17 protein-coding genes are annotated in these 20519 nt (G+C 62.4%); 3 read left to right on the forward strand and 14 right to left on the reverse strand.

All coding sequences use genetic code 11. From position 1 onward, the window contains the following. Nucleotides 1-6 precede the first annotated feature (6 nt). Complete coding sequence (locus NKJ40_RS11920; RefSeq protein WP_352466263.1) at nt 7-837, reverse strand: hormone-sensitive lipase; 831 nt, start codon at nt 835-837, stop codon at nt 7-9. 97 nt (nt 838-934) lie between these two features. Next, entirely contained in the window at nt 935-2182 is a 1248-nt protein-coding gene (kynU, locus tag NKJ40_RS11925; protein ID WP_352466264.1) for a kynureninase, read from the reverse strand. Between the two features lie 448 nt (nt 2183-2630). Between kynU and lexA the strand changes: the two genes are divergently transcribed. Then, nucleotides 2631-3365 (forward strand): transcriptional repressor LexA, encoded by a 735-nt coding sequence (gene lexA / locus NKJ40_RS11930; RefSeq protein WP_023674949.1) that lies wholly within the window; start codon nt 2631-2633, stop codon nt 3363-3365. Here lexA and NKJ40_RS11935 read toward each other — a convergent pair. After that, nucleotides 3359-5824: a ComEC/Rec2 family competence protein gene (locus tag NKJ40_RS11935; RefSeq protein ID WP_352466265.1), complete on the reverse strand. Its 2466-nt coding sequence runs from the start codon at nt 5822-5824 to the stop codon at nt 3359-3361. The two genes, lexA and NKJ40_RS11935, sit on opposite strands and share 7 nt — an antisense overlap. A gap of 96 nt (nt 5825-5920) precedes the next feature. Here NKJ40_RS11935 and gltX point away from each other — a divergent pair, with 96 nt between their 5' ends. Both gltX and gltA read left to right on the forward strand, forming a co-directional pair. After that, nucleotides 5921-7342 (forward strand): glutamate--tRNA ligase, encoded by a 1422-nt coding sequence (gene gltX, locus NKJ40_RS11940; RefSeq protein WP_352466266.1) that lies wholly within the window; start codon nt 5921-5923, stop codon nt 7340-7342. Nucleotides 7343-7521: 179 nt separating this feature from the next. Then, nucleotides 7522-8850 (forward strand): citrate synthase, encoded by a 1329-nt coding sequence (gltA, locus tag NKJ40_RS11945; RefSeq protein WP_292653520.1) that lies wholly within the window; start codon nt 7522-7524, stop codon nt 8848-8850. A gap of 95 nt (nt 8851-8945) precedes the next feature. Here the strand turns inward: gltA and lpxB are convergent, their stop codons facing one another. The 11 genes from lpxB to pyrH form a co-directional block, all read right to left on the reverse strand. Further along, entirely contained in the window at nt 8946-10112 is a 1167-nt protein-coding gene (gene lpxB / locus NKJ40_RS11950; protein WP_352466267.1) for a lipid-A-disaccharide synthase, read from the reverse strand. Beyond that, nucleotides 10102-11004 (reverse strand): LpxI family protein, encoded by a 903-nt coding sequence (locus NKJ40_RS11955; protein ID WP_502903705.1) that lies wholly within the window; start codon nt 11002-11004, stop codon nt 10102-10104. The genes lpxB and NKJ40_RS11955 overlap by 11 nt, the downstream gene beginning before the upstream one ends. A 6-nt stretch (nt 11005-11010) precedes the next feature. Next, nucleotides 11011-11844 carry an acyl-ACP--UDP-N-acetylglucosamine O-acyltransferase gene (gene lpxA / locus NKJ40_RS11960; RefSeq protein ID WP_352466268.1) on the reverse strand — a complete coding sequence of 278 codons (834 nt, stop codon included), beginning with the start codon at nt 11842-11844 and terminating at the stop codon, nt 11011-11013. A 13-nt stretch (nt 11845-11857) separates the two neighbouring features. Next, nucleotides 11858-12322, reverse strand: a complete 465-nt coding sequence (fabZ, locus tag NKJ40_RS11965; protein ID WP_023674942.1) for a 3-hydroxyacyl-ACP dehydratase FabZ — start codon at nt 12320-12322, stop codon at nt 11858-11860. Next, nucleotides 12315-13373 carry a UDP-3-O-(3-hydroxymyristoyl)glucosamine N-acyltransferase gene (lpxD, locus tag NKJ40_RS11970; RefSeq protein WP_352466269.1) on the reverse strand — a complete coding sequence of 353 codons (1059 nt, stop codon included), beginning with the start codon at nt 13371-13373 and terminating at the stop codon, nt 12315-12317. Before lpxD ends, fabZ begins: the two co-directional genes overlap by 8 nt. 179 nt (nt 13374-13552) lie before the next feature. After that, the gene (bamA, locus tag NKJ40_RS11975) at nt 13553-15907 is read right to left on the reverse strand and encodes an outer membrane protein assembly factor BamA (protein ID WP_352466270.1); all 2355 of its coding nucleotides are present in this window, start codon (nt 15905-15907) and stop codon (nt 13553-13555) included. Nucleotides 15908-16124: 217 nt separating this feature from the next. After that, nucleotides 16125-17267: an RIP metalloprotease RseP gene (gene rseP / locus NKJ40_RS11980; RefSeq protein WP_352466271.1), complete on the reverse strand. Its 1143-nt coding sequence runs from the start codon at nt 17265-17267 to the stop codon at nt 16125-16127. Nucleotides 17268-17372: 105 nt separating this feature from the next. Then, on the reverse strand, nt 17373-18206 hold the full coding sequence (locus NKJ40_RS11985) for a phosphatidate cytidylyltransferase (RefSeq protein ID WP_352466272.1): 834 nt from the start codon (nt 18204-18206) through the stop codon (nt 17373-17375). Between the two features lie 3 nt (nt 18207-18209). Beyond that, entirely contained in the window at nt 18210-18932 is a 723-nt protein-coding gene (locus NKJ40_RS11990) for an isoprenyl transferase (protein ID WP_023674936.1), read from the reverse strand. Nucleotides 18933-18964: 32 nt separating this feature from the next. After that, a complete protein-coding gene (gene frr / locus NKJ40_RS11995) occupies nt 18965-19519 on the reverse strand; it encodes a ribosome recycling factor (RefSeq protein ID WP_084640965.1) in 555 nt (184 codons plus the stop codon). Between the two features lie 96 nt (nt 19520-19615). Beyond that, nucleotides 19616-20338, reverse strand: a complete 723-nt coding sequence (gene pyrH, locus NKJ40_RS12000) for a UMP kinase (RefSeq protein ID WP_023674934.1) — start codon at nt 20336-20338, stop codon at nt 19616-19618. Between the last annotated feature and the right edge of the window lie 181 nt (nt 20339-20519).

Raw genomic sequence — 20519 nt, forward strand, 5'->3', positions numbered from 1 at the left:
CCTGCCTCACTCCCAGATCAAGGTCCGGGTCAGCGGATGGTCTGGATCGGCCAAACCGTCGATGATGTTGAAATGATGCCGGTCAGGCTCGACCACCGAGCTGGTCGCGGCACCCAGACCGATCCAGATATTGGCCAGCAACGCGCTCTGGCGCAGGAATTCGGCGCGCTCGCCGCCGCCGGCCCAGCAGGTCAGGCGGGCCTTGTCCATCGGGCGCAGCAGCACCGGGCTTTCGGCCTGCGCCTCGGCCTCATCGATCGCGATCGTCTCGTTCATGCCGGTGCGCATGATCGGGCGCAAATCGTGCACCCCCGAGATCGACACCACATGACGAACGCGCCGGACCACTTCGGGCGCCAGCGGCGTCGTCGCCGTAACCATCCGGCTAACAAGATGGCCGCCGGCCGAGTGTCCGGTCAGCATCAGCGGCCCTGCGACCATCGCCGCCGCCTTGCCGATCGCCGCGCCGACTTCCTTGACGATGCCGCCAATGCGTATCTGCGGACAGAGCGTGTAGGACGGCATCGCAACCGCATAGCCACGATCAACAGCGCCAGCGGCAAGATGCGACCAGAAACTCTTGTCGAAAGCCATCCAATAGCCGCCATGAACGAACACCACGAGTCCCTTGGGCTTGATGGCCGGCAGGAAAAGATCGAGCCGGTTGCGTGGGTTATCGCCATAGGCCATGTCGAGCTGCGCCCTGCCTTGCGTCGAAAGCACGTTGCGGAAAACCCGCGCGGGCTCGATCCAGGCCGCCGGCCAGCGATCGCTGCCGGCTATGTTGGCGCCGTTGGCATAGGCGTTGTCCCAATCGGCAATGTGACGTTCGAACACCCTGCGCCCTCCCTTGGCAATATGGCCTTGCAACGTAGCCGTAAGCATCGCGCGGCGCGTCGTCGCCAGCCTCACGATTCCAGCTCTCGCATCAATCTCAAGTGACAGCCGCCTTGATGGCGAAGCGCGCATCCTTCCACGCACCGGTGCGCAGGATGTCCTCAAGCACTTCGACGGCCTGCCAGACATCGGCATAGCCGACATAGAGCGGGGTGAAGCCGAAGCGCATGGTGGATGGCGCGCGAAAATCGCCGATCACGCCACGTTCAATCAGCGCGCGCATGATCTGGTAGCCATGCTCGTGCATGAATGAAATCTGGCTGCCGCGTTTTTCCCCGTCGCGCGTGCTTTCGAGCGTGAGCCCGTAAGCGCCGCACCTTGCATCAACAAGCTCGATGAACAGATCGGCCAGCGCGATGCTCTTCTTGCGCACCGCCGTCATGTCGACATCGTTCCAGATGTCGAGCGCGCCTTTCAGCGTCCGCATCGACAGGATCGGCTGGGTGCCACACAGAAACCGGCGGATGCCGGTGCCGGCCGCATAGCCTGGCTCGAAGGCGAAGGGCCGTGCATGGCCCCACCAGCCGGTGAGCGGCTGCTGGATGTCGGCAAGATGCCGCTCAGCCGCATAGATGAAGGCAGGTGCACCCGGTCCGCCATTCAGATATTTGTAGGTGCAGCCAACGGCAAAATCGGCGTTTGCCTTGTCGAGCTCGACTGGCATCGCACCGGCGGTGTGGCAGAGATCCCAGACGATCATCGCCCCGGCCTCCTGGGCCCTGCGCGTCAGCCCCGGCATGTCGCGCAGTTCGCCCGACTTGTAGTTGACGTGGTTCACCAGCACCACGGCAGTGCGTTCGTCGATCAGCTCTTCGATGGTCGGCGCGTCGACCCCCGAGAGGCGCAGCAGCGTATCTTTTCGCGTCGAAACCACACCTTCAGCCATGTAAAGGTCTGCCGGAAAACTATCGCCCTCGGCGACGATGACCCGCCGCTGCGGCCGCATGGCCATGGCGGCGTGCAGCAGCTTGTAGATGTTGACCGACGTCGTGTCGCAGACCACCGTCTGGCCGGTCGCGGCACCGATCAGGCGCCCGAGCTGGTCGCCAAGTTCAAGCGGCATGTTGAACCAGCCGGCCGTGTTCCATGCGCGGATGAGATCATGCGACCATTCTTCGGTCGCGGCCTTGCGCAATTCATCGAAAGCGGCACGCGAAGGAGCCCCTAGCGAATTGCCGTCGAGATAGATCACTCCTTGCGGCAACACAAAGCGGTCACGCATCGCGCGCAGCGGATCTGCGGCATCCATCGCCTTTATGGCCGCGAGATCGGGAATTCCTGTCATGATTTGCCTGCTTCCCCAAAGATTCGACGCAACGCCGGACACGCATCGACTGTTCTTCCATTACCGGATAGCGCGCAGCAAGGCTCCACCAGCGAGAGGCAGCCTGACCAGGCGGTGGAAACCAGGAGTTAACCCGAGGTTGGCGTTTTGAGTTCGTTTCGTTCACGGTGCTTTGACCAAACCACACAGTCGATACGGGTTCACTTCCGTGCCCTTTGCCGACCGACGGCGGATGCCAGTGGCGCATTCTAGGAAGCCAGAAGGGCGCAAACGACAGCAGAATCAAGGCGATGAGGCTCGCGGCGGGTGAAAATGCGGCATTCCGGTAAGGGCGTGGTTTGTTTCCCGAGCCTTAACGCATTCATTAAACTTTAAACAGTTGCGGAACACAACTGGAACAGATAGTGTTTGTTCTGGGTTTGTTTTTCTGATTCTGTTGGGGGTCGCTATGCTGACACGCAAACAACACGAACTGCTTATGTTCATCCACGAAAGGTTGAAGGAAAGCGGTATCCCGCCTTCCTTCGACGAGATGAAGGAAGCGCTCGACCTGGCTTCCAAATCCGGAATCCACCGGCTGATTACAGCGCTGGAGGAGCGCGGCTTCATTCGCCGTTTGCCCAACCGGGCCCGTGCGCTGGAGGTGCTGCGCCTGCCTGACTCGATCGCCCCCGGCCTCAATGCGGCACGCAAGTTCTCGCCGAGTGTCATCCAGGGCAGTCTTGGGCAAGGCGCCCCTCGGCAGGGCAAGCCGACATCATCGCGCGTCCCTGCAGCCGGCAATGACGACGATGTCGTCGCCGCCGTTTCGATTCCGGTGATGGGCCGCATCGCCGCTGGTGTGCCGATCGACGCCATCCAGCACCAGACGCATTCGATTTCGGTGCCGCCGGATATGATCATGGGCGGCGAGCATTATGCGCTCGAGGTCAAAGGCGATTCGATGATCGAGGCGGGCATTTTCGACGGCGACACGGTGATCATCCGCAATGCCGATACGGCGAGCCCCGGTGAGATCGTGGTGGCACTGGTCGACGAGGAAGAAGCGACGCTGAAGCGGTTCCGCCGCAAGGGCGCTTCGATCGCCCTGGAAGCCGCCAATCCGGCCTACGAGACGCGCATCTTCGGACCAGACAGGGTCAAGGTGCAAGGCAAGCTCGTCGGACTGATCCGCCGCTACTGAGCTCCGCCCTTGGCGCCGGCTTTTGGCTTGTCGGTCCTGCGGTATGGCGGCAGGCCCCGCGCCGCGCGTGAAAATCTCCGCTGCATGTGCCAGGGCCGGTATGATTTTTCGACGGCGAAACGGATTTCGGCGCGTGTTGCCGCTTGTGGATCGAAATAGACGGCCGCACTTCCCGCGCGCGCTAGTTGCCGTTTGGTGACGACGAGGACCAGCCGGTCATAGTAGCAGGGATTATGGGCGGTGGCGTCGTCGATGACGATCAAGCTGGCAAAGGCGCAGGCTGGCCGTGCAGTATCGCGGTCCTTGGCTTGCGCGATGATCGCGCCGGATGGATGCCTGGCAAGGCAGAGGCCGTCCGTGCAAATGAACGGCATGCCCGGCGGTAGGTCGGCCGGATCGGCAATGTCGAATTGCGGATCGTTCTTTCCAGGTGTTTCCGGCGCGACGATAGCCTCTGATGTGAGCGCGCGTTTCCAGTTGTCGATGGTGAACTCATTCGGGCGTGCCCGGTTGACCGCAAGTTCACCGCTGCCGATCGGCAGCGCGACCAGCCGTGCGTCCTCCGAGATCAATACGTCGGGTACACGCGTCTGCGTTGTCGTTAGCAAGCCGGCGAGCGCAAAAGGAAGTGCCGCGAGCCGCAACCAGGTCGTCGCCATGCTGGCAATGACGAGGGCGATCGTCACCAGAAGGACGGATCTCAGCGAAATCAGCCCGACCGCATCGATCGGCGAGCGCTCGGAGATCCACCCGGACAGGGCGATCATCGCCGTCAGCCCCTTGCCCATCACGTAGAGGAAAGGCCCATCCGCGCCGAACGGCATCGCCAGCGCACTGAGGACGGCGAAGGGCATGACGACCAGTGAGACGATGGGCATGATGGCCAGATTGGCGAACAGGCTGAGCGGCGCCACGCGCTGGAAATGCCATATGGCGAAAAGCGCCGTGGCGCTCCCTGCAATGATCGAGGTCATCGCCAGGCCGCCCATGCCCAGCAGGACCTTTCGAGTGGCAAAGCGTAGCGGCGACCGCCGGGGCGGCGGGGTGGTGGCCCTGCCGGCGAGGTAATCGGACCAGCCTGCATAGGCGCCGACAAGGGCCGCCGTCGCGGCGAAGGACATCTGGAAGCTCGGACCGACCACCTCGTGCGGCGACACCAGAATGACCGCGATGGCCGAGATCGCCAGGTTGCGCATGGTGAGCGCGGCCCGGTCGAACAGCACGGCGATAAGCATCACCGCCAGCATGATGAAGCTGCGTTCGGCCGCTACCACAATGCCGGAAAAGACGAGGTAGGCCGCAATCGAAAAAAGCGCGGCGGCCGCGGCATATTTCTTGACCGGCCGTCGCGATGAGAAATCGGGAAACAGCGCAAAGGCGCCGCGTAGCAGCGCCATGATGGTGCCGGCGACCAACGCCATATGCAGCCCCGAGATGGAGATGATGTGGTAGATGCCTGTACGCCGCATCGCTTCGTTGATCTCCTCGGGAATGCCGGCGCGCACGCCGACGATCAGCGCAGCAGCAATCTCGCCCTCGGCGCCGCCAATGCGGCTGCGGATATGGTCGGCGATGGATTCGCGCGCGTCTTCGATCGCCGAAGAAAGCCGCGCGGCAAGCGGGATGCTGCCCGACGACACGACTTTCGGATTGCCGAGAAAAAAGCCGCTGCCGCCGATACCGGCGAAATAGCTGTCGAAGGAGAAATCATAGCTGTCGGGCCGCACCGGCCCGGTCGGCGGCAGCAGCCGCACATAGCCGGAGATCTCGGAACCGGCGGTCAGCTCAGCCGGTATTTTCATCGCCGAAACGCGGACCCGTTCCGGCATGTAGCGCAGTGTCGGCCTGGCGGTTGAGATCACATCGATCGTCAGCCTGATGCGGCCGCTCGCCATGGGCTCGTACGATACGACGCGACCCGTCAGCCGCGTCGAGATTTCGGAACCGAGCATATGCGTCCCGACACGCCAGGTCTCGAACTTGGCGGCAAGCACGCCAAGCGCGCAGAGCAACGCCACCATGAAGCACAGGCGCGTCCTGGGCCATGACCGCGAGACGACGGCACAAAGGGCTGCCAAGGCGACGATAGCGATCGGCTGTGGGAAGGCCAGCTCGGCCGCCATCGCGAAATACACGACCACCCCGCATGCGAGGAACACCGGCACCAGCAGGAAGGCGACGCCGCGGTCGAGTTCCAGGCCGGCCGCCGAGGTTACGCTGTTGCGGATACGGGACGGTGACGGAAGGCGGAAACGCCGGCGTAGGCGCACGATGGGCTCGCCCGCGGGCACGGAAACCGTTGCTGGGTCGCTGGCCGGCAGCGACGGAGCATCGAAGCGCGGAGCGGGCAGCAATGCCGGTGTCGGCAGGACAGGCAGGGGAGCGGCAAACAGCAAGCGTTCGCTGACGCCGCTACCAGCGTCCTCGCCCTCGCCCGCACCACGGCCTCGCACAGCCATCGGGTCTGCCCCTTGCGCCCTCGACCTCCTATGCTACATGAACGCGCAACGCGCGAAAGTCCGCAAACCCACTTCCTTCGCCCGCCTGAGAGTTCCATGCCCGATAAGGTCGTCACCCGTTTTGCCCCCTCGCCCACCGGCTATCTGCACATTGGCGGCGCGCGCACGGCGCTGTTCAACTGGCTGTATGCCAAGCACACAGGCGGCACGATGCTGCTGCGCATCGAGGACACCGACCGCGAGCGCTCCACCGATGCGGCAACCGCGGCCATTCTCGACGGGCTTTCCTGGCTTGGCCTGGCATGGGACGGCGAGCCGGTGTCGCAGTTCGAGCGTGCGCCGCGCCATCGCGAGGTGGCCGAGGAGCTCGTTCGCATGGGCAAGGCCTATTATTGTTATGCGACGCCTGCCGAGCTGGAAGCAATGCGCGAGAGCGCACGGGCCATGGGGCTGCCTCCTCGCTATGACGGACGATGGCGCGACCGCGACCCCTCGGAGGCGCCGGCCGGCGCCAAGGGGGCGATCCGCATCAAGGCGCCGACAGACGGCGAGACGGTGGTGCATGACCGCGTCCAGGGCGACGTGCGCTTTCCCAACAAGGATCTCGACGATTTCATTATTCTGCGCTCGGACGGCAATCCAACCTACATGCATGCCGTCGTCGTCGACGATCACGACATGGGCATCACCCACATCATCCGCGGCGACGATCATTTGACCAACGCCGCACGCCAGACCGTAATCTACCAGGCCATGGGCTGGGAGGTGCCGTCGATGTCGCATATCCCGTTGATCCACGGTGCCGACGGCGCCAAGCTGTCGAAGCGGCACGGTGCGCTTGGCGTCGAGGCCTATCGCGCCATGGGCTACCTGCCGGAGGCGCTGCTTAACTATCTGGCGAGGCTTGGCTGGAGCCATGGCGACGATGAGATCATGTCGATCGCCGACATGATCGCATGGTTCGACATTGGCGACGTCAACAAGGGCGCCGCCCGTTTCGACTTCGCCAAGCTCGAAGCGCTCAACGGCGTGCACATGCGCCGCATGAACGAGGCAGCGCTGCTCGACATCTTCATCGCCACTCTGCCCTATCTAGAAGGCGGCCCGGCAATCGCCGCGCGCCTCGACGACAGACGCAAGGCGCAACTGCTTGCCGCTTTGCCCGGCCTGAAGGAGCGCGCCAAGACGCTGGTCGAACTTGTTGAAGGGGCTGCATTCCTGTTCGTCGAGCGGCCGCTGCCGGTCGACGAGAAGGCGGCGGCGCTGCTCAGCGGTGAGGCGCGCGCGATCCTGCGGGGCGCTCATGCGGCACTAGCCACGGTTTCGGCCTGGTCTGCCGCCTCCGCGGAAGCTGCGATCCGCGACTATGCGCAGGCCGGCGGCCATAAACTCGGCGCCGTGGCCCAACCTTTGCGCGCCGCGCTCACCGGCAAAAGTACCTCGCCAGGTGTCTTTGATGTGCTTGCCGTGCTTGGCCGCGAGGAAAGCCTGGCGCGGATCGCTGATCAAATCGATTAGCAAACTGGCCCAAGAAGATTGGCATTGAAAGGTGTGTTTCGCAGTGCAACATTGGGTCTTGGCCTAATCTGGCGCGCAGATTCAATTGCGGGCGCAAATGTGCGTGTTCCGATGCTTTTGACGTGTTGGGTTCAGATATTTTGCCTTTGCCGGCCTGAGGAAACAAAAAGGAGTTTGCTATGACCGAACCTGCGACAAAAATGGAATTTGGCGGCAAAACCCAGGCATCGACGGCAAAGCTGGAACTCGGCGGCAAAACCCATGAATTCAAGATACGAAGTGGTTCGGTAGGACCTGACGTCATCGACATCGGTTCGCTCTACAACACCACCGGCGTCTTTACCTACGATCCCGGCTTTACGTCGACGGCGAGCTGCGAGTCGGAAATCACCTTCATCGATGGCGATGCCGGCATTCTCTTGCACCGCGGCTACCCGATCGACCAGCTGGCTGAGCACGGCGACTTCCTCGAAGTCTGCTACCTCTTGCTCTACGGTGAACTGCCGACCAAGGCGCAGAAGGACGATTTCGACTACCGGGTGACGCGCCACACCATGGTGCATGAGCAGATGTCGCGCTTCTTCACCGGCTTCCGCCGTGATGCGCATCCGATGGCGGTGATGTGCGGCGTGGTCGGCGCGCTGTCGGCCTTCTACCACGATTCCACCGACATCTCGGACCCTTATCAGCGCATGGTCGCCTCGATGCGGCTGATCGCCAAGATGCCGACGATCGCGGCCATGGCGTATAAATACCACATCGGCCAGCCATTCATTTATCCGAAGAACGAGCTGAATTTCGCGGCCAACTTCCTGCATATGTGCTTCGCCGTGCCTTGCGAGGAATACAAGATCAATCCGGTGCTGGCCCGCGCGATGGAGCGCATCTTCATCCTGCACGCCGATCACGAACAGAACGCCTCGACTTCGACCGTCCGCCTGGCCGGCTCGTCGGGCGCCAATCCCTTTGCCTGTATCGCTGCCGGTATCGCCTGCCTATGGGGTCCCGCACATGGCGGCGCCAACGAGGCAGCCCTGAACATGCTGGGCGAGATCGGCCATGTCGATCACATCCCGGAATTCATTGCGCGCGCCAAGGATAAGAACGATCCGTTCCGATTGATGGGCTTTGGCCACCGCGTTTACAAGAACTACGATCCGCGCGCCAAGATCATGCAGAAGACCGCGCACGAGGTCCTGGGCGAGCTCGGCATCAAGGACGATCCGCTGCTCGACATCGCCATGGAGCTGGAAAAAATCGCGCTGACCGATTCCTATTTCATTGAGAAGAAGCTCTATCCGAACGTCGATTTCTATTCCGGCATCACGCTGAAGGCGCTGGGCTTCCCCACCACCATGTTCACCGTGCTGTTCGCGGTCGCCCGCACCGTCGGCTGGATCGCGCAGTGGAAGGAGATGATCGAGGACCCGCACCAGAAGATCGGTCGTCCGCGCCAGCTCTATACCGGCGCGCCGGAACGGGATTATGTGCCGATCGCGAAGCGGTGAATGATGAATGGTGAATGGTGAATGGTGAATGGTGAATGGGAGTAGCAAAGCGTCGCTCCCTGTCTAGAAACTACTATTCACTATTCACTATTCACTCACTTCCTCACCATCCCCATCACCACCCCCGCCGCCATCTCGCCTGACGGCTTGGCGGTTGCCATACGCCCGGCAATGTCGGCAAAACCGTGCTTCTGCCAGGCGCGGTAGGCGGTATCGAAGAACAGCGCCTCCAGTTGCCGCGCCAGATAATGCGGCCGCACATATTGATTGTAGTGTTCCGGCACAACCGGCCGGTCGGCGATGAGATTGGGCAAGGCTGCGCTCCATACTTTGATCAGCGGCTGCGCCATGCGCATGACCGGATCGAGCCGGTAGCAGGAGATCATCGGCACACCCGCCAGTGCCAGTTCCAGCGATACCGTCCCCGACGCGATCAGCGCCGCATCGGCCTTGCCGAAGGCCTGCCATTTGCGTTCGGCATCGAGGATGATCTCCGGCTTCTCGTCCCAGCTCGCGACCGAGGACCTGACCAGGTCGGCGACGTGCGGCACCGTCGGCAACAGCAGGCGCAAGCGGTGCCCGCGCGCCCGCAGGATCGACACCGTTTCGCCGAACGGCCCAACCAGGCGCCGCACCTCACCACGACGCGAACCGGGCAATACAAGCAACGTTTTAACGTGATCTGCAGACAGATCACGCGGCTGCCCCTGCGCCCTGACGGCACTGATTATGCCCGGATCATGTGCAAGGCGATGCCCGACATAGGTGCCGGGCGGCCCGCCCAGGCGGGCGAGTTCCTTCACCTCGAACGGCAGGATGCAAAGGATGTGATCTACATATGGCTTCATCGCCGGCGCCCTGCCCGGCCGCCAAGCCCAAACGCTCGGGCAGACATAATGGACGATCGGGATCGTCGGGTCGGCAGCACGCACCTTCTTGGCGACGCGCAGCGAGAAATCCGGACTGTCGATGGTGATAAGGCAATCGGGCTTTTCACCGGCAATCGCGTTTGCCGTATGGCCGATCCGCCGCATCAGGCGCGGTAGGTCGCGCAGGATGGCGCTAAGCCCCATCAGTGCGATCTCGCTGCCGTCGAACAATGGCGCCAGGCCGAGCGCCTGCAAATGGCGGCCGCCGATGCCGACAAGCCGAACTTCGCGCCCGGTCATCCGCTTTAACGCCTGCACAAGGTCGGCGCCAAGCAGGTCGCCGGACTCTTCGCCGGCGACGACGGCTATCTTCAACGGCCGGTCATTCGCCATGCGCCGGCTCCGCAGCAGGCAGGCCGACCACGAAAAGGCCGAGCGCGTTGGCACGTCCGATGGTGGCGGGACCTTCGAGCACCAGCGAGCGACCGGCTTCGACGGCAATGCCGGCCAGTCCGGCGGCATGCGCCGCATCGACGGTCAGCGGACCGATAGAGGGCAGATCGGCGCGCAGTTCCTGACCAGGCTTGGCGCATTTGACCAAAACACCACGGCTCCTGCCAGCCAGCCTGCCGTGCCCGCGCAACTCCCTTGTCCGCTCGAGCAGCCCGTCGGTGCCTTCGACGCCTTCCAACGCAATGGCGCGGCCACCGACCGCAACAGCCGCCTGGCCGATATCCAGCGCGCCAATTGCTTTTGCAGCAGCGTGCGCCGCCTCGATGTCGCGCCAGTCGGATTTGCGTGGCGCCGCCTTGGTCAGCAGGCCTTCGGCGGCGACCAGCTCCGGCACGATCTCGTGAGCGCCGACGACCTTGATGCCGCTGCGCTCGATCCTGCGCACGAACAGTTTCAGCACGGTATCGTCCCCTCGGGTCACACCGACGAAGAGGCTGGGTAGCCAGGCGAGCAGGCCCAAATTGAGGCGCATGGCGCTCAGCCTGGGGCGGCGCGTGATATGACCCGCGGTCACCAGATGCGTAACGTGATGCCGCTTGAGCATCGGCAGCAGCGAGCCGACGTCTTCCAGCCTCAAGACTGCCTGCTCATAGGGCTCGAAATCGGCTATGCGGTCGACCTCGCCCGCCGCCATCACGACGAATGCCGATTTGCCTTGCCGGGCGAGCGCTCGGGCAATTTCGACCGGGAGACTGCCGCCGCCGGCGATGATGCCGACCTTGGCATCTGGCGCGAGATCAAGGCCCTTTCCGGCAGCCTCAATCTTCGTCATCTGCTCTCAGTCTTCATCATCGGTATCGTCGCCGTCGCCACCCTTGAGCGACGGCACGGCATAGTGCCGCTTGCCGCGACCGGCGATGAAATCGACGATCTTCATGGCAGTCGGCGACGAGGCGAACTCCGCCTTGGCGAATTCGATGTTTTCGCCGACGGTCCGAGAACGATCGAAGATCGTCTTATAGGCTTTGCGCAGCAAGTGGATCTCCGAACGCGGCAAGCCGGCGCGCTTCAGGCCAATGATGTTGAGGCCGCGAAGGCTGGCACGGTTGCCAACGGCGATGGCGTAGGGAATGACGTCGCCGACGATCGCCGAGCAGCCGCCGAGAAAGGCGTTATCGCCGATGCGTACAAACTGATGAACCGCGGTAAGGCCGCCGATGTAGACATTGTCACCGACTTCGCAATGCCCGCCTAACGTCGCTTGATTGGCGAAGGTGGCGTTCTTGCCGACCACGCAGTCATGGGCAATGTGGGCATAGGCAAGGAAATTGCCGTTGTCGCCGATCGTCGTCTCGCCGCGGCTGGAATCGGTGCCGACATGCATGGTGACGCCTTCCCGGATCGTGCAGTTCTCGCCGATCACCAGCGTCGTACGGCCGCCCTTGTGCTTGGTGTTCTGCGGCGGCCCGCCCAGTATCGCCATCGGATAGACCTTGGTCGATGCACCGATGGTGGTCGCGCCAATCACCGAGACATGGCTGACCAGTTCGACGCGGTCGCCGATCACGGCGTCGGAACCGACGTGACAGAAGGGCCCGATGCGGGCGCCTTCGCCGATTTGGGCGCCTGCCTCGATGACCGACGATGGATGGATGACTGTCTGGATTTTCATTAGCATTCGTTTGTCAGCCGCTTGCGACCATCATCGCCGAGATCTCGGCTTCCGCCGCCTTGGCGCCATCGACGAGGGCCTCGCAAGCGAATTTGAGAAGATTGCCGCGTTTCTTGATTTTCTTCACATGAATTTTCAACTGGTCGCCTGGAACGACCGGCTTGCGGAACTTGGCATTGTCGATGGTCAGGAAATAAACCAGCGACGGCTTTTCCGTACCGAGGCTGCGGATGCAGATGGCGCCGGCCGTCTGCGCCATCGCCTCGATAATCAGCACGCCGGGCATGACCGGCTGGTCGGGGAAATGACCTTGGAAATGCGGCTCGTTTATGGTGACGTTCTTGATGCCGATGGCGGATTCGTCGCCATCTATGTCGACAATACGGTCGATCATCAGGAACGGATAGCGGTGCGGCAGGAGCTTCATCAGCCGCATTATGTCAACCGCTTCGAGCGTCGCCGCTGCGATGTCAGCCATTTCCCCCCTCACCCTGTTTGCGCGTCCGTGCAAGTCTGCGCAAGGCCGCTATCTCGCGCATGGCTTCCGCCATCGGCTGCGCCGGATATCCTCCCCAAATCTCACCGGCAGGCACATTGCTCATAAACCCGCTTCTTGCCGCAAGCTTGGCCCCGGACCCGATGGTCAAATGATCCGCAAGGCCGACGCCGCCACCCATAGTGACGTTGTCGCCTACCGTCACGGAACCGGAAATACCCGAAAGCCCGGCTATTATGCAATTGCGGCCGATGCGAACGTTGTGCGCGATCTGCACCAGATTGTCGATCTTGGTGCCCTGGCCGATGATCGTGTCGGACATGGCGCCGCGATCGACGGTCGTATTCGACCCGATCTCGACGTCGTCCTGGATGATGACGCGGCCGATCTGCGGAACCCGCTCCGGACCCTTGGCGCCGGCCACGAAACCGAAGCCATCCTGGCCGATCCTGGCACCGCCATGGATGATGACGCGATTGCCAATCAACGCATATTGCACGCTGGCACCTGGACCGACATAGCCGTCGCGACCGATCTGAGAGGACGGACCGATGACCGCATGCGGGGCAATGACGGTCCCGCTGCCGATGGCAGCGCGCGGTCCGATGACCGCACCCGCTTCGATGATCGCACCTGCCTCGACATGGGCGGTCGCATCGATATGGGCGTGCGGCGAGATACCGGTTTCGCCGGTCATCGGTCCAGGCGTTGCAGCCGCCGGAAAAAGCAGGCGCCCGACCATTGCGAAAGCCTGCTGCGGGCGCGGATGCACCAGCACCGCGATGCCCGCCGGCGCCTTGCCGGCAAATTCGGCAGGGCAGAGAACCGCTGCCGCCCGCAGTGCCTGCATCAGCGCGAAATTGCGCCTGCCATCGACGAAGACAAGCGCGTTCTCGCCGCCTTCGTTGGCGGGCGCCAGAGCCTCGATCGATACATCGGAGAGACCGGAATCGACAAGTATCGAGCCGGTCAGATTCGCGACTTCGCCGGCCGTATACCGGCGTGATGGCGCGAAGAACACCGGATCGGTCATTCCAGAAGCAATATCCAGCTAGCGCATGACCCCGAAATCGGAAATCGATCCTCGGAAAGGATCATGCGCAAATCAAAGTGCTACAACGTCCTTCGCGCGTCCGCTAGGACGCGCTGCGCTGTAGTTTCGGATCACTGCCATCCGGATCCAAACGAGCCGGAAGCATCGTTACCCACGCATCAGAAGCGGGTCGATATGCCGAAGTTGAATTCCTGCACGTCGTCGGTCTTTTCCTTCTTGACCGGGATCGCATAGTCGATGCGGATCGGGCCGAAAGGCGATGCCCACATCAAACCGACACCGACGGAAGCGCGCCATTCCATGCCGGTTGTCGAAGAATTGACAAGGCCACTTGCGATTTTGCTGCCGTAGAGCGTTGCCGCATCGGCGAACACAGCGCCGCGCAAACCGAAGCTCTCGGGGATGACCGGCAGCGGGAACTGCGCTTCCGCCGAGGCATTGAAGTAGGTGGTGCCGCCGAGATGGTCATTGCTGTTGTCCGAAGCAACCGGGCCGATGCCGCCATATTCGAAACCGCGGATCATACGGTCGCTGCTCTGGAAATGGTCGAAGACGCGCAGATCGCCGTTGCCATACCCTTGGACATGACCGGCGCCGCCCGAAATGAGGCCCACCAGATCCAATTGTTCGGACAGGGTCTGATAAATGCTGCCGCGCGCCGTAACCTTGATGAACTTGGCGTCGCCGCCGAGGCCTGCCACTTCCGTGCCGACATTGGCATAGATACCGTCATGCGGGTTCTTCATGTCGTCGATCGTATTGTAGATCAGGCCGAGACTGACCGAAGACTTGAGCCATGGGCTCTCGTTAACGCCGTTTTGGATCGCCTGGGACACGTCGCAACCGGCCGATGGGTCGCAGCCCTCATCGAACTCGTACTTCTCTTGCGCAATATTATAAGCGAGTTGCGTCGAGATATTGTCTGTGATCGGCAGGCCGAAGCGAACGGTCGCGCCTGTCGTGTCGCTGTCGTAATGGTCGTAGTTACGGCTCTGCTTGTAGATGTCGAAGCCGGCCGCGATGCGGCGTCCGAGGAAATAGGGTTCGGTGAAAGAGAAGCTGTAGTCGCGCGAGTTCTTGCCACCGCCCGCCGCCACCTTGATGAATTGGCCGCGACCGAGGAAGTTGCGCTCACTGATGGAGCCTTCGACGGACGGACCTGACGTTTCACCGCCGCTCGAATAACCGGCGCCGACGGTGAACTCACCGGTCGATTTCTCGACCACGTCGACCACCAGCACAACCTGGTCCGGCTCAGAACCCGGAACGGTAGAGATTTCGACTTTCTCAAAATAATCGAGCGCTTCCAGCCGCCTCTTCGCGCGCTGGATGAGGACCTGATTGAAAGCGTCGCCTTCGCTGACATCGAACTCGCGGCGAATGACGTAGTCGCGCGTCCGATCGTTGCCGCGAATCTCGATGCGCTCGATATAGGCCTTGGTACCCTGGTCGACCGTATAGACGACCGAGATCGTGTGGTTCTCGAAGTTGCGGTCGCCGCGCGGCGTCACCTGGGCGAAGGCATAGCCGGACCCAGCCACCTTCTCGGTCAGCGCGATGATCGTGTCCTCGACGTTCTTGGCGTTGTAGACATCGCCCTTGTGGGTCTCGACTACTGATTCAAGCGACTTGCTGTCGACCTCGGGGATCGTGCTTTCGACGCTGACATCCCCGAACGTATAACGCTCGCCCTCCTGCACCGTGATGGTGACGGTGTATTTGTTGGTGGTGTCGTCGAGTTCGCCGACGGCCGAGACGACCTGGAAGTCCGCATAGCCGTGATTGTAATAGAAGCGGCGCAGCAGCTCCTGGTCGGCGCGCAGCTTGTCCTCGTCATAAACGTCGTCGCGCAGCACGAACGAAAGGAAGGACGAGCGCTTGGTGGAGATAATGTCCGACAGCCGGCGGCTCGAATAGGCGCTGTTGCCGACGAAATTGATGGCTGCGATCTGGGTGCGGCCGCCTTCGTTGATGTTGAAGACCACGTTTACGCGGTTGTCGCCGAGATCCATGATCTGGGTGGTCACGGCGGCGTCGTCGCGGCCGATACGCCGGTATGCGGCCTTGACCGCCTCGACATCGGCATCGAGCTGCTGTTGCGAGAAGGTGCCGCGCGGCTTCAATTGCACCGCGGCCTCAAGCGCGTTGTCCTTGAGCTTCTTGTTGCCCTGGAACAGCACCTGGTTGACGACCTGGTATTCGGACACCTTGATGACCAGCGTCGATCCGACCTGGTTGATCTGCACATCCGAAAACAGCCCGGTGCCAAACAGCGCCTTGACCGCATCGTCGATATCCGAACTGGAAAACGCCTTGCCGGGCTTGATCGTCACGTAATTGCGGATGGTGTCCGCGTCGACACGCTGATTGCCGGTGACTTCGACTCTGGAGACGACAGCCGCCTCGGCGGCCGATGTGGCAACGAACTGCACTGCGAGCGCGCCTGGTACAACCAGAGCGGCGGACATAGCCACCGCGGACGCGGCGCTCAGAAACTTGGATGCTGCCTTCATCGGGCTTTTGTACCTTTTCTCGAAGTCCCCACGGCGAGAAAACCGGACGTGCGGTAATTTCCCCTACCGTATTAACCGGATTTTCCCTACACGCAAGGCTTCTGGTTAATTTGTATTTACTTAACCCTGCGGCGTGGCTTTCGCGTCACGCATATCCCCACGCATGGTAAACGGCGTCTCAACATTGCTCGTGCCGAAGCCAAATTCCTTCATGATTTCAGCACCCAAACAGATCGTTCCAGAAAACAAAGCCCATGAACCCGAGCACCAATATGAGGCCGCTTCGGTAAGCCATTTCCATCATGCGTTCGGACACCGGCCGCCGGATGACAGCCTCCACGCCGTAGAACAGAAGATGCCCTCCGTCGAGGGGGGGAATCGGCAAAAGGTTGAGAATCCCTATCCCGACTGACAGGAATGCAACAAGCTGCACGAGCCATTCAAAGCCGAGCTTTGCCGCCTGACCCGACATCTTGGCGATCTTGATGGGGCCGCCCAGCTGGCACTTGTCCTCGCGACCGACAACGAAACGTTGCAGGAACTGGCCGGTACGCTGGATGACGTGTCCGGTTTCCTGGACCGCTGCCCCGACCGCCCCGGCCGGACTATAGGTGATCAGCCGTGGCTGGCCGAGTTCCTTGTTGTTGACGACGCCGATCACGGCCACCTGGACCTTGTTGCCCAGTACGTCTTGTTGTTCCATCAAGCGCGGCGTCGCCGTGACGGTGATTTCCTTGCCGGCGCGTAGCATGACGAAGGTGATGCTGTCGCCGGCGCGGCCAGAGACCAGACGCTGGACGTCGGCAAAGGTCTCGACCTTGCTGCCGTCGACGCTGACGAATCGGTCGCCGGGCATGATGCCGGCCGCGGCGGCCGGACTGCCGACGGTGACCTCAGCCACCATCGGCTCCAGCACGGGCCGGCCATGGACGGAAAATAGCACGGCAAAGACGGCGATCGTCAGCAGGAAGTTGAACAGCGGCCCCGCCACGACGGTCGCCGCCCGCTTCCAGATCGGCTGCGTGTGGAAGGCAACCTTGCGTTCTTCATCGCTCAGCGCCTCGATCTCCTCCGAGCTGGGCTGGCTCGATGTCGCGTTCATGTCGCCGACGAACTTGACGTAGCCGCCGAGCGGTATGGCGCAAAGCTTCCAGCGCGTGCCGCGGCTATCGTTGAAGCCTATGATCTCAGGGCCGAAACCGATCGAGAAAGCTTTTGCGCCGATACCGCACCAACGCCCGACGAGGTAATGGCCCATTTCGTGGACAAAAACGACCACGGTCAGCACGAACAGGAAAGGCACCAGCGTGCCGAGGACAAAGCCCTCTGTGCTGAAAACCGCGTGAAGAATCTCGTTCAATTCATGCCCTCAAATTCATCTACGGCACAGATCACGCCGCGACTGTGACATCAATCCAGGCGAATCCATGACGCAGCCCCGCGCCCGGCCCACCGACGATGCCGCTCAAACCGGAAACAGCCCCTGTGCCGGATGATCGGCGGTCGCGGCAATCCAGCCGATGACGTATAGGGCGAAAGCCGCCGCGACAAGCCCATCGACCCGGTCCATGATGCCGCCATGGCCGGGTATCAGCGTGCCGGAATCTTTACGGCCGTGGCGTCGCTTGACCCATGATTCGAACAGATCGCCGGCCTGCGCGACGATCGAAAGTACCAGTGCGACCACGCCAAGCACGACGAGGTTGCCCGTTCCGGCTACGGCGGCCAGAAGCAGCCCGGCCACTACGCCGCCGACCACCCCACCGAGCGCCCCGCTCCGCGTCTTGCCCGGCGAGATCGACGGCGCCAGCCTTGGGCCGCCGACGGAGCGGCCGACAAAATAGGCAAAAATATCGGTCGCCCAAACCACGGCGAATAGGAACAGAATGGCTAGCAGCCCGGAAAGGTCGCCGTCGCGCAGCAAAGCCAGCGACAGGCCGGACGCGGCCGCATAGGCCAGGCCGGATGCTTCCCACGGTCCTGCCCTGCGCATGAAAGCCGCGACGGCAGCGACAGCAACCAGAGCCGCGACGAGCGGCAGCAGCAAAGACGCAGGCAGGCCGGCGACGAGGGCACCAATAAAGACCACGATCAGCGCCTCGGGCAGAAAGCCGAGACCTGCCCTACCATTAGCACCTGCCGGCGCAACGGGGCGGCTCATCCGCGTCCACTCGTAGAAGATCACCGCCGCCATGGCAGCGCAAAGCAACCGGAAGGGCAGTCCGCCGAGCCAGGTCAGGCCAAGCGTGACGATGGCAAGCACGACGGCCGAAATGACCCGGAGCTGAAGGTTGCTCATTCCTCAGCCTGAGGCGACATCTTGGGCGGCAAGTCCGCCGAAGCGGCGCTCGCGGCCGGCGAAATCGCGCAGTGCATCGGACAGGTGCTCGCGACTGAAGTCGGGCCAGTAGCAAGGCAGGAAAACGAGCTCGCTATAGGCTGCCTGCCACAACAGGAAATTGGACAGCCGAAGCTCGCCGCTGGTGCGGATGACCAGTTCCGGGTCCGGAATGCCCTCTGTATCGAGCGAGCTGGCAAAGGAATCGGCCGTGATCGCCTCGCTCTCGATCTCACCGCGCGCCACCGCCGCTGCGAGCTTGCGCGCGGTGCGCACGATCTCATCGCGCCCGCCGTAATTGAAGGCAATGACCAGTGTCAGCGCCTCGTTGCTGAGAGTGAGCGTTTCGGCTTCCTCGAGCAGGCCCCTTATGTCGGGCTGCAGCCCTGCCCTGTCACCGATGACCCTGATCCGCACCCCACTCTGATGCAGCTCGGCGAGGTCACGTCGGATGAAAAGCTTCAGCAGGCCCATGAGGTCGCTGACTTCGGATTTCGGCCGTGACCAGTTTTCCGACGAAAAAGCGTAGACGGTCAGGAAGGAGATGCCGAGGCCGGGGGCGGCGCGCACTGTCTTGCGCAGCGCCTCGACGCCGGCGCGGTGACCGGCCAGCCGCGGCAAGCCGCGCGCCTTGGCCCAGCGTCCGTTTCCGTCCATGATGATCGCGACATGCGCGGGCGTTGCCATGTTCTCGCTTCCGGGCCAGCCGTGGCCAGACCCTAGACCTGCATGATTTCCGCTTCCTTGTCGGAAAGCAGGTGGTCGATGGTGCTGATTGTCTCGTCGGTCAGTTTCTGAACCTGGTCGGCCCGTTTGCGATGGTCGTCCTCACTGATGTCGCCGTCCTTTTCTGCCTTTTTCAGAAAGTCCATGCCATCCCTGCGAACGTGGCGTGCGGCGACGCGGGCATTCTCGGCATAACCGTGGGAGATCTTGACCAGCTCCTTGCGGCGCTGTTCGTTGAGCTCGGGCAGCGGAATCCTGAGATTGGTACCGTCGACGATAGGATTGAAGCCGAGATTGGCTTCACGGATGGCACGGTCGACTGCGCTGACCATCGACTTGTCCCAGACCGAAACCGAAATCATGCGCGGTTCCGGCACCGACACTGTTGCCACCTGGTTGATCGGCATGGTGGTGCCATAGGCCTGCACCTGGACGGCATCGAGCAGGTTGCTCGACGCGCGGCCGGTGCGCAGCGAAGCCAGATCATGCTTGAACGCGGCGATCGCCCCGTCCATGCGCCGTTTGAGATCGTCGTATTCGCCACTCATCATCGTCTCCTCGACCCGTTAACCCGGGTTCACTGCTTAGGGTAAGCCCTGTTCGAGCCTCATCCGCAACCGGTCCCTTTCGGGTTCATGGTTCGGTCAATCGTCTGCGACAACCGTGCAACGGCCGCCGCCCCTCAGGATATCGCCGAAACCACCCTTCTCGTGGATCGAATAGACGATTATCGGAATGTTGTTTTCGCGCGCAAGTGCAATCGCCGCCGTATCCATGATCGAAAGCCCGCGTTTGATGACTTCGTCATGGCTGATCCGCTCGAAACGTGTCGCGTGCGGGTCCTTCTTGGGATCAGCCGAATAGACTCCGTCGACCTGGGTGCCCTTGAACAGAGCATCGGCGCCGATCTCGGCGGCGCGAAGGGCTGCAGCCGAATCGGTGGTGAAGAACGGATTGCCGGTGCCGCCGGCGAAGATAACGACCTTGCCCTGGTTCATGTAGGCGGTCGCCTGACGCTGCGAAAAACTTTCGCAAAGCTCGGGCATAGCGATCGCCGACAGCACCACGGCGTCGACGCCGATCTTGTTGAGCGAGGTGCGTAGCGCCAGCGAGTTTATGACGGTGGCGAGCATGCCCATATGGTCACCGGTAACACGATCGCCGCCCTTCGAGGCAACCGCGACGCCGCGGAAGATGTTGCCGCCGCCTATGACGACACCGACTTCGATGCCCAGTGCGCGGGCCTCGGCGATGTCGGCGGCGATGCGGTCGACCACCGATACGTCGATGCCGAAATGCTGCTCGCCCATCAACGCTTCGCCCGATGCTTTCAGCAAGACACGTCGGTAGAGGGGCTTCACCGTCATCTGGTCCTCGTCATCGTGCGTGTGACGCGTTTCGGTGCGCCCCGAAACACTGGGCGTTCCGATACACGAAGGGCGCCCCGCAAGATACCCGCCCCCCCCGCCCGAATGTTATGAACGGGGCCCCGGGTTCCCGCCCCCAACCCCCCGCAAAAAAGAGGGGGTGAGAACGGACGGGCCGGAA

The sequence above is a fragment of the Mesorhizobium sp. M0119 genome (assembly GCF_040322615.1).
Lineage (GTDB): Bacteria > Pseudomonadota > Alphaproteobacteria > Rhizobiales > Rhizobiaceae > Mesorhizobium.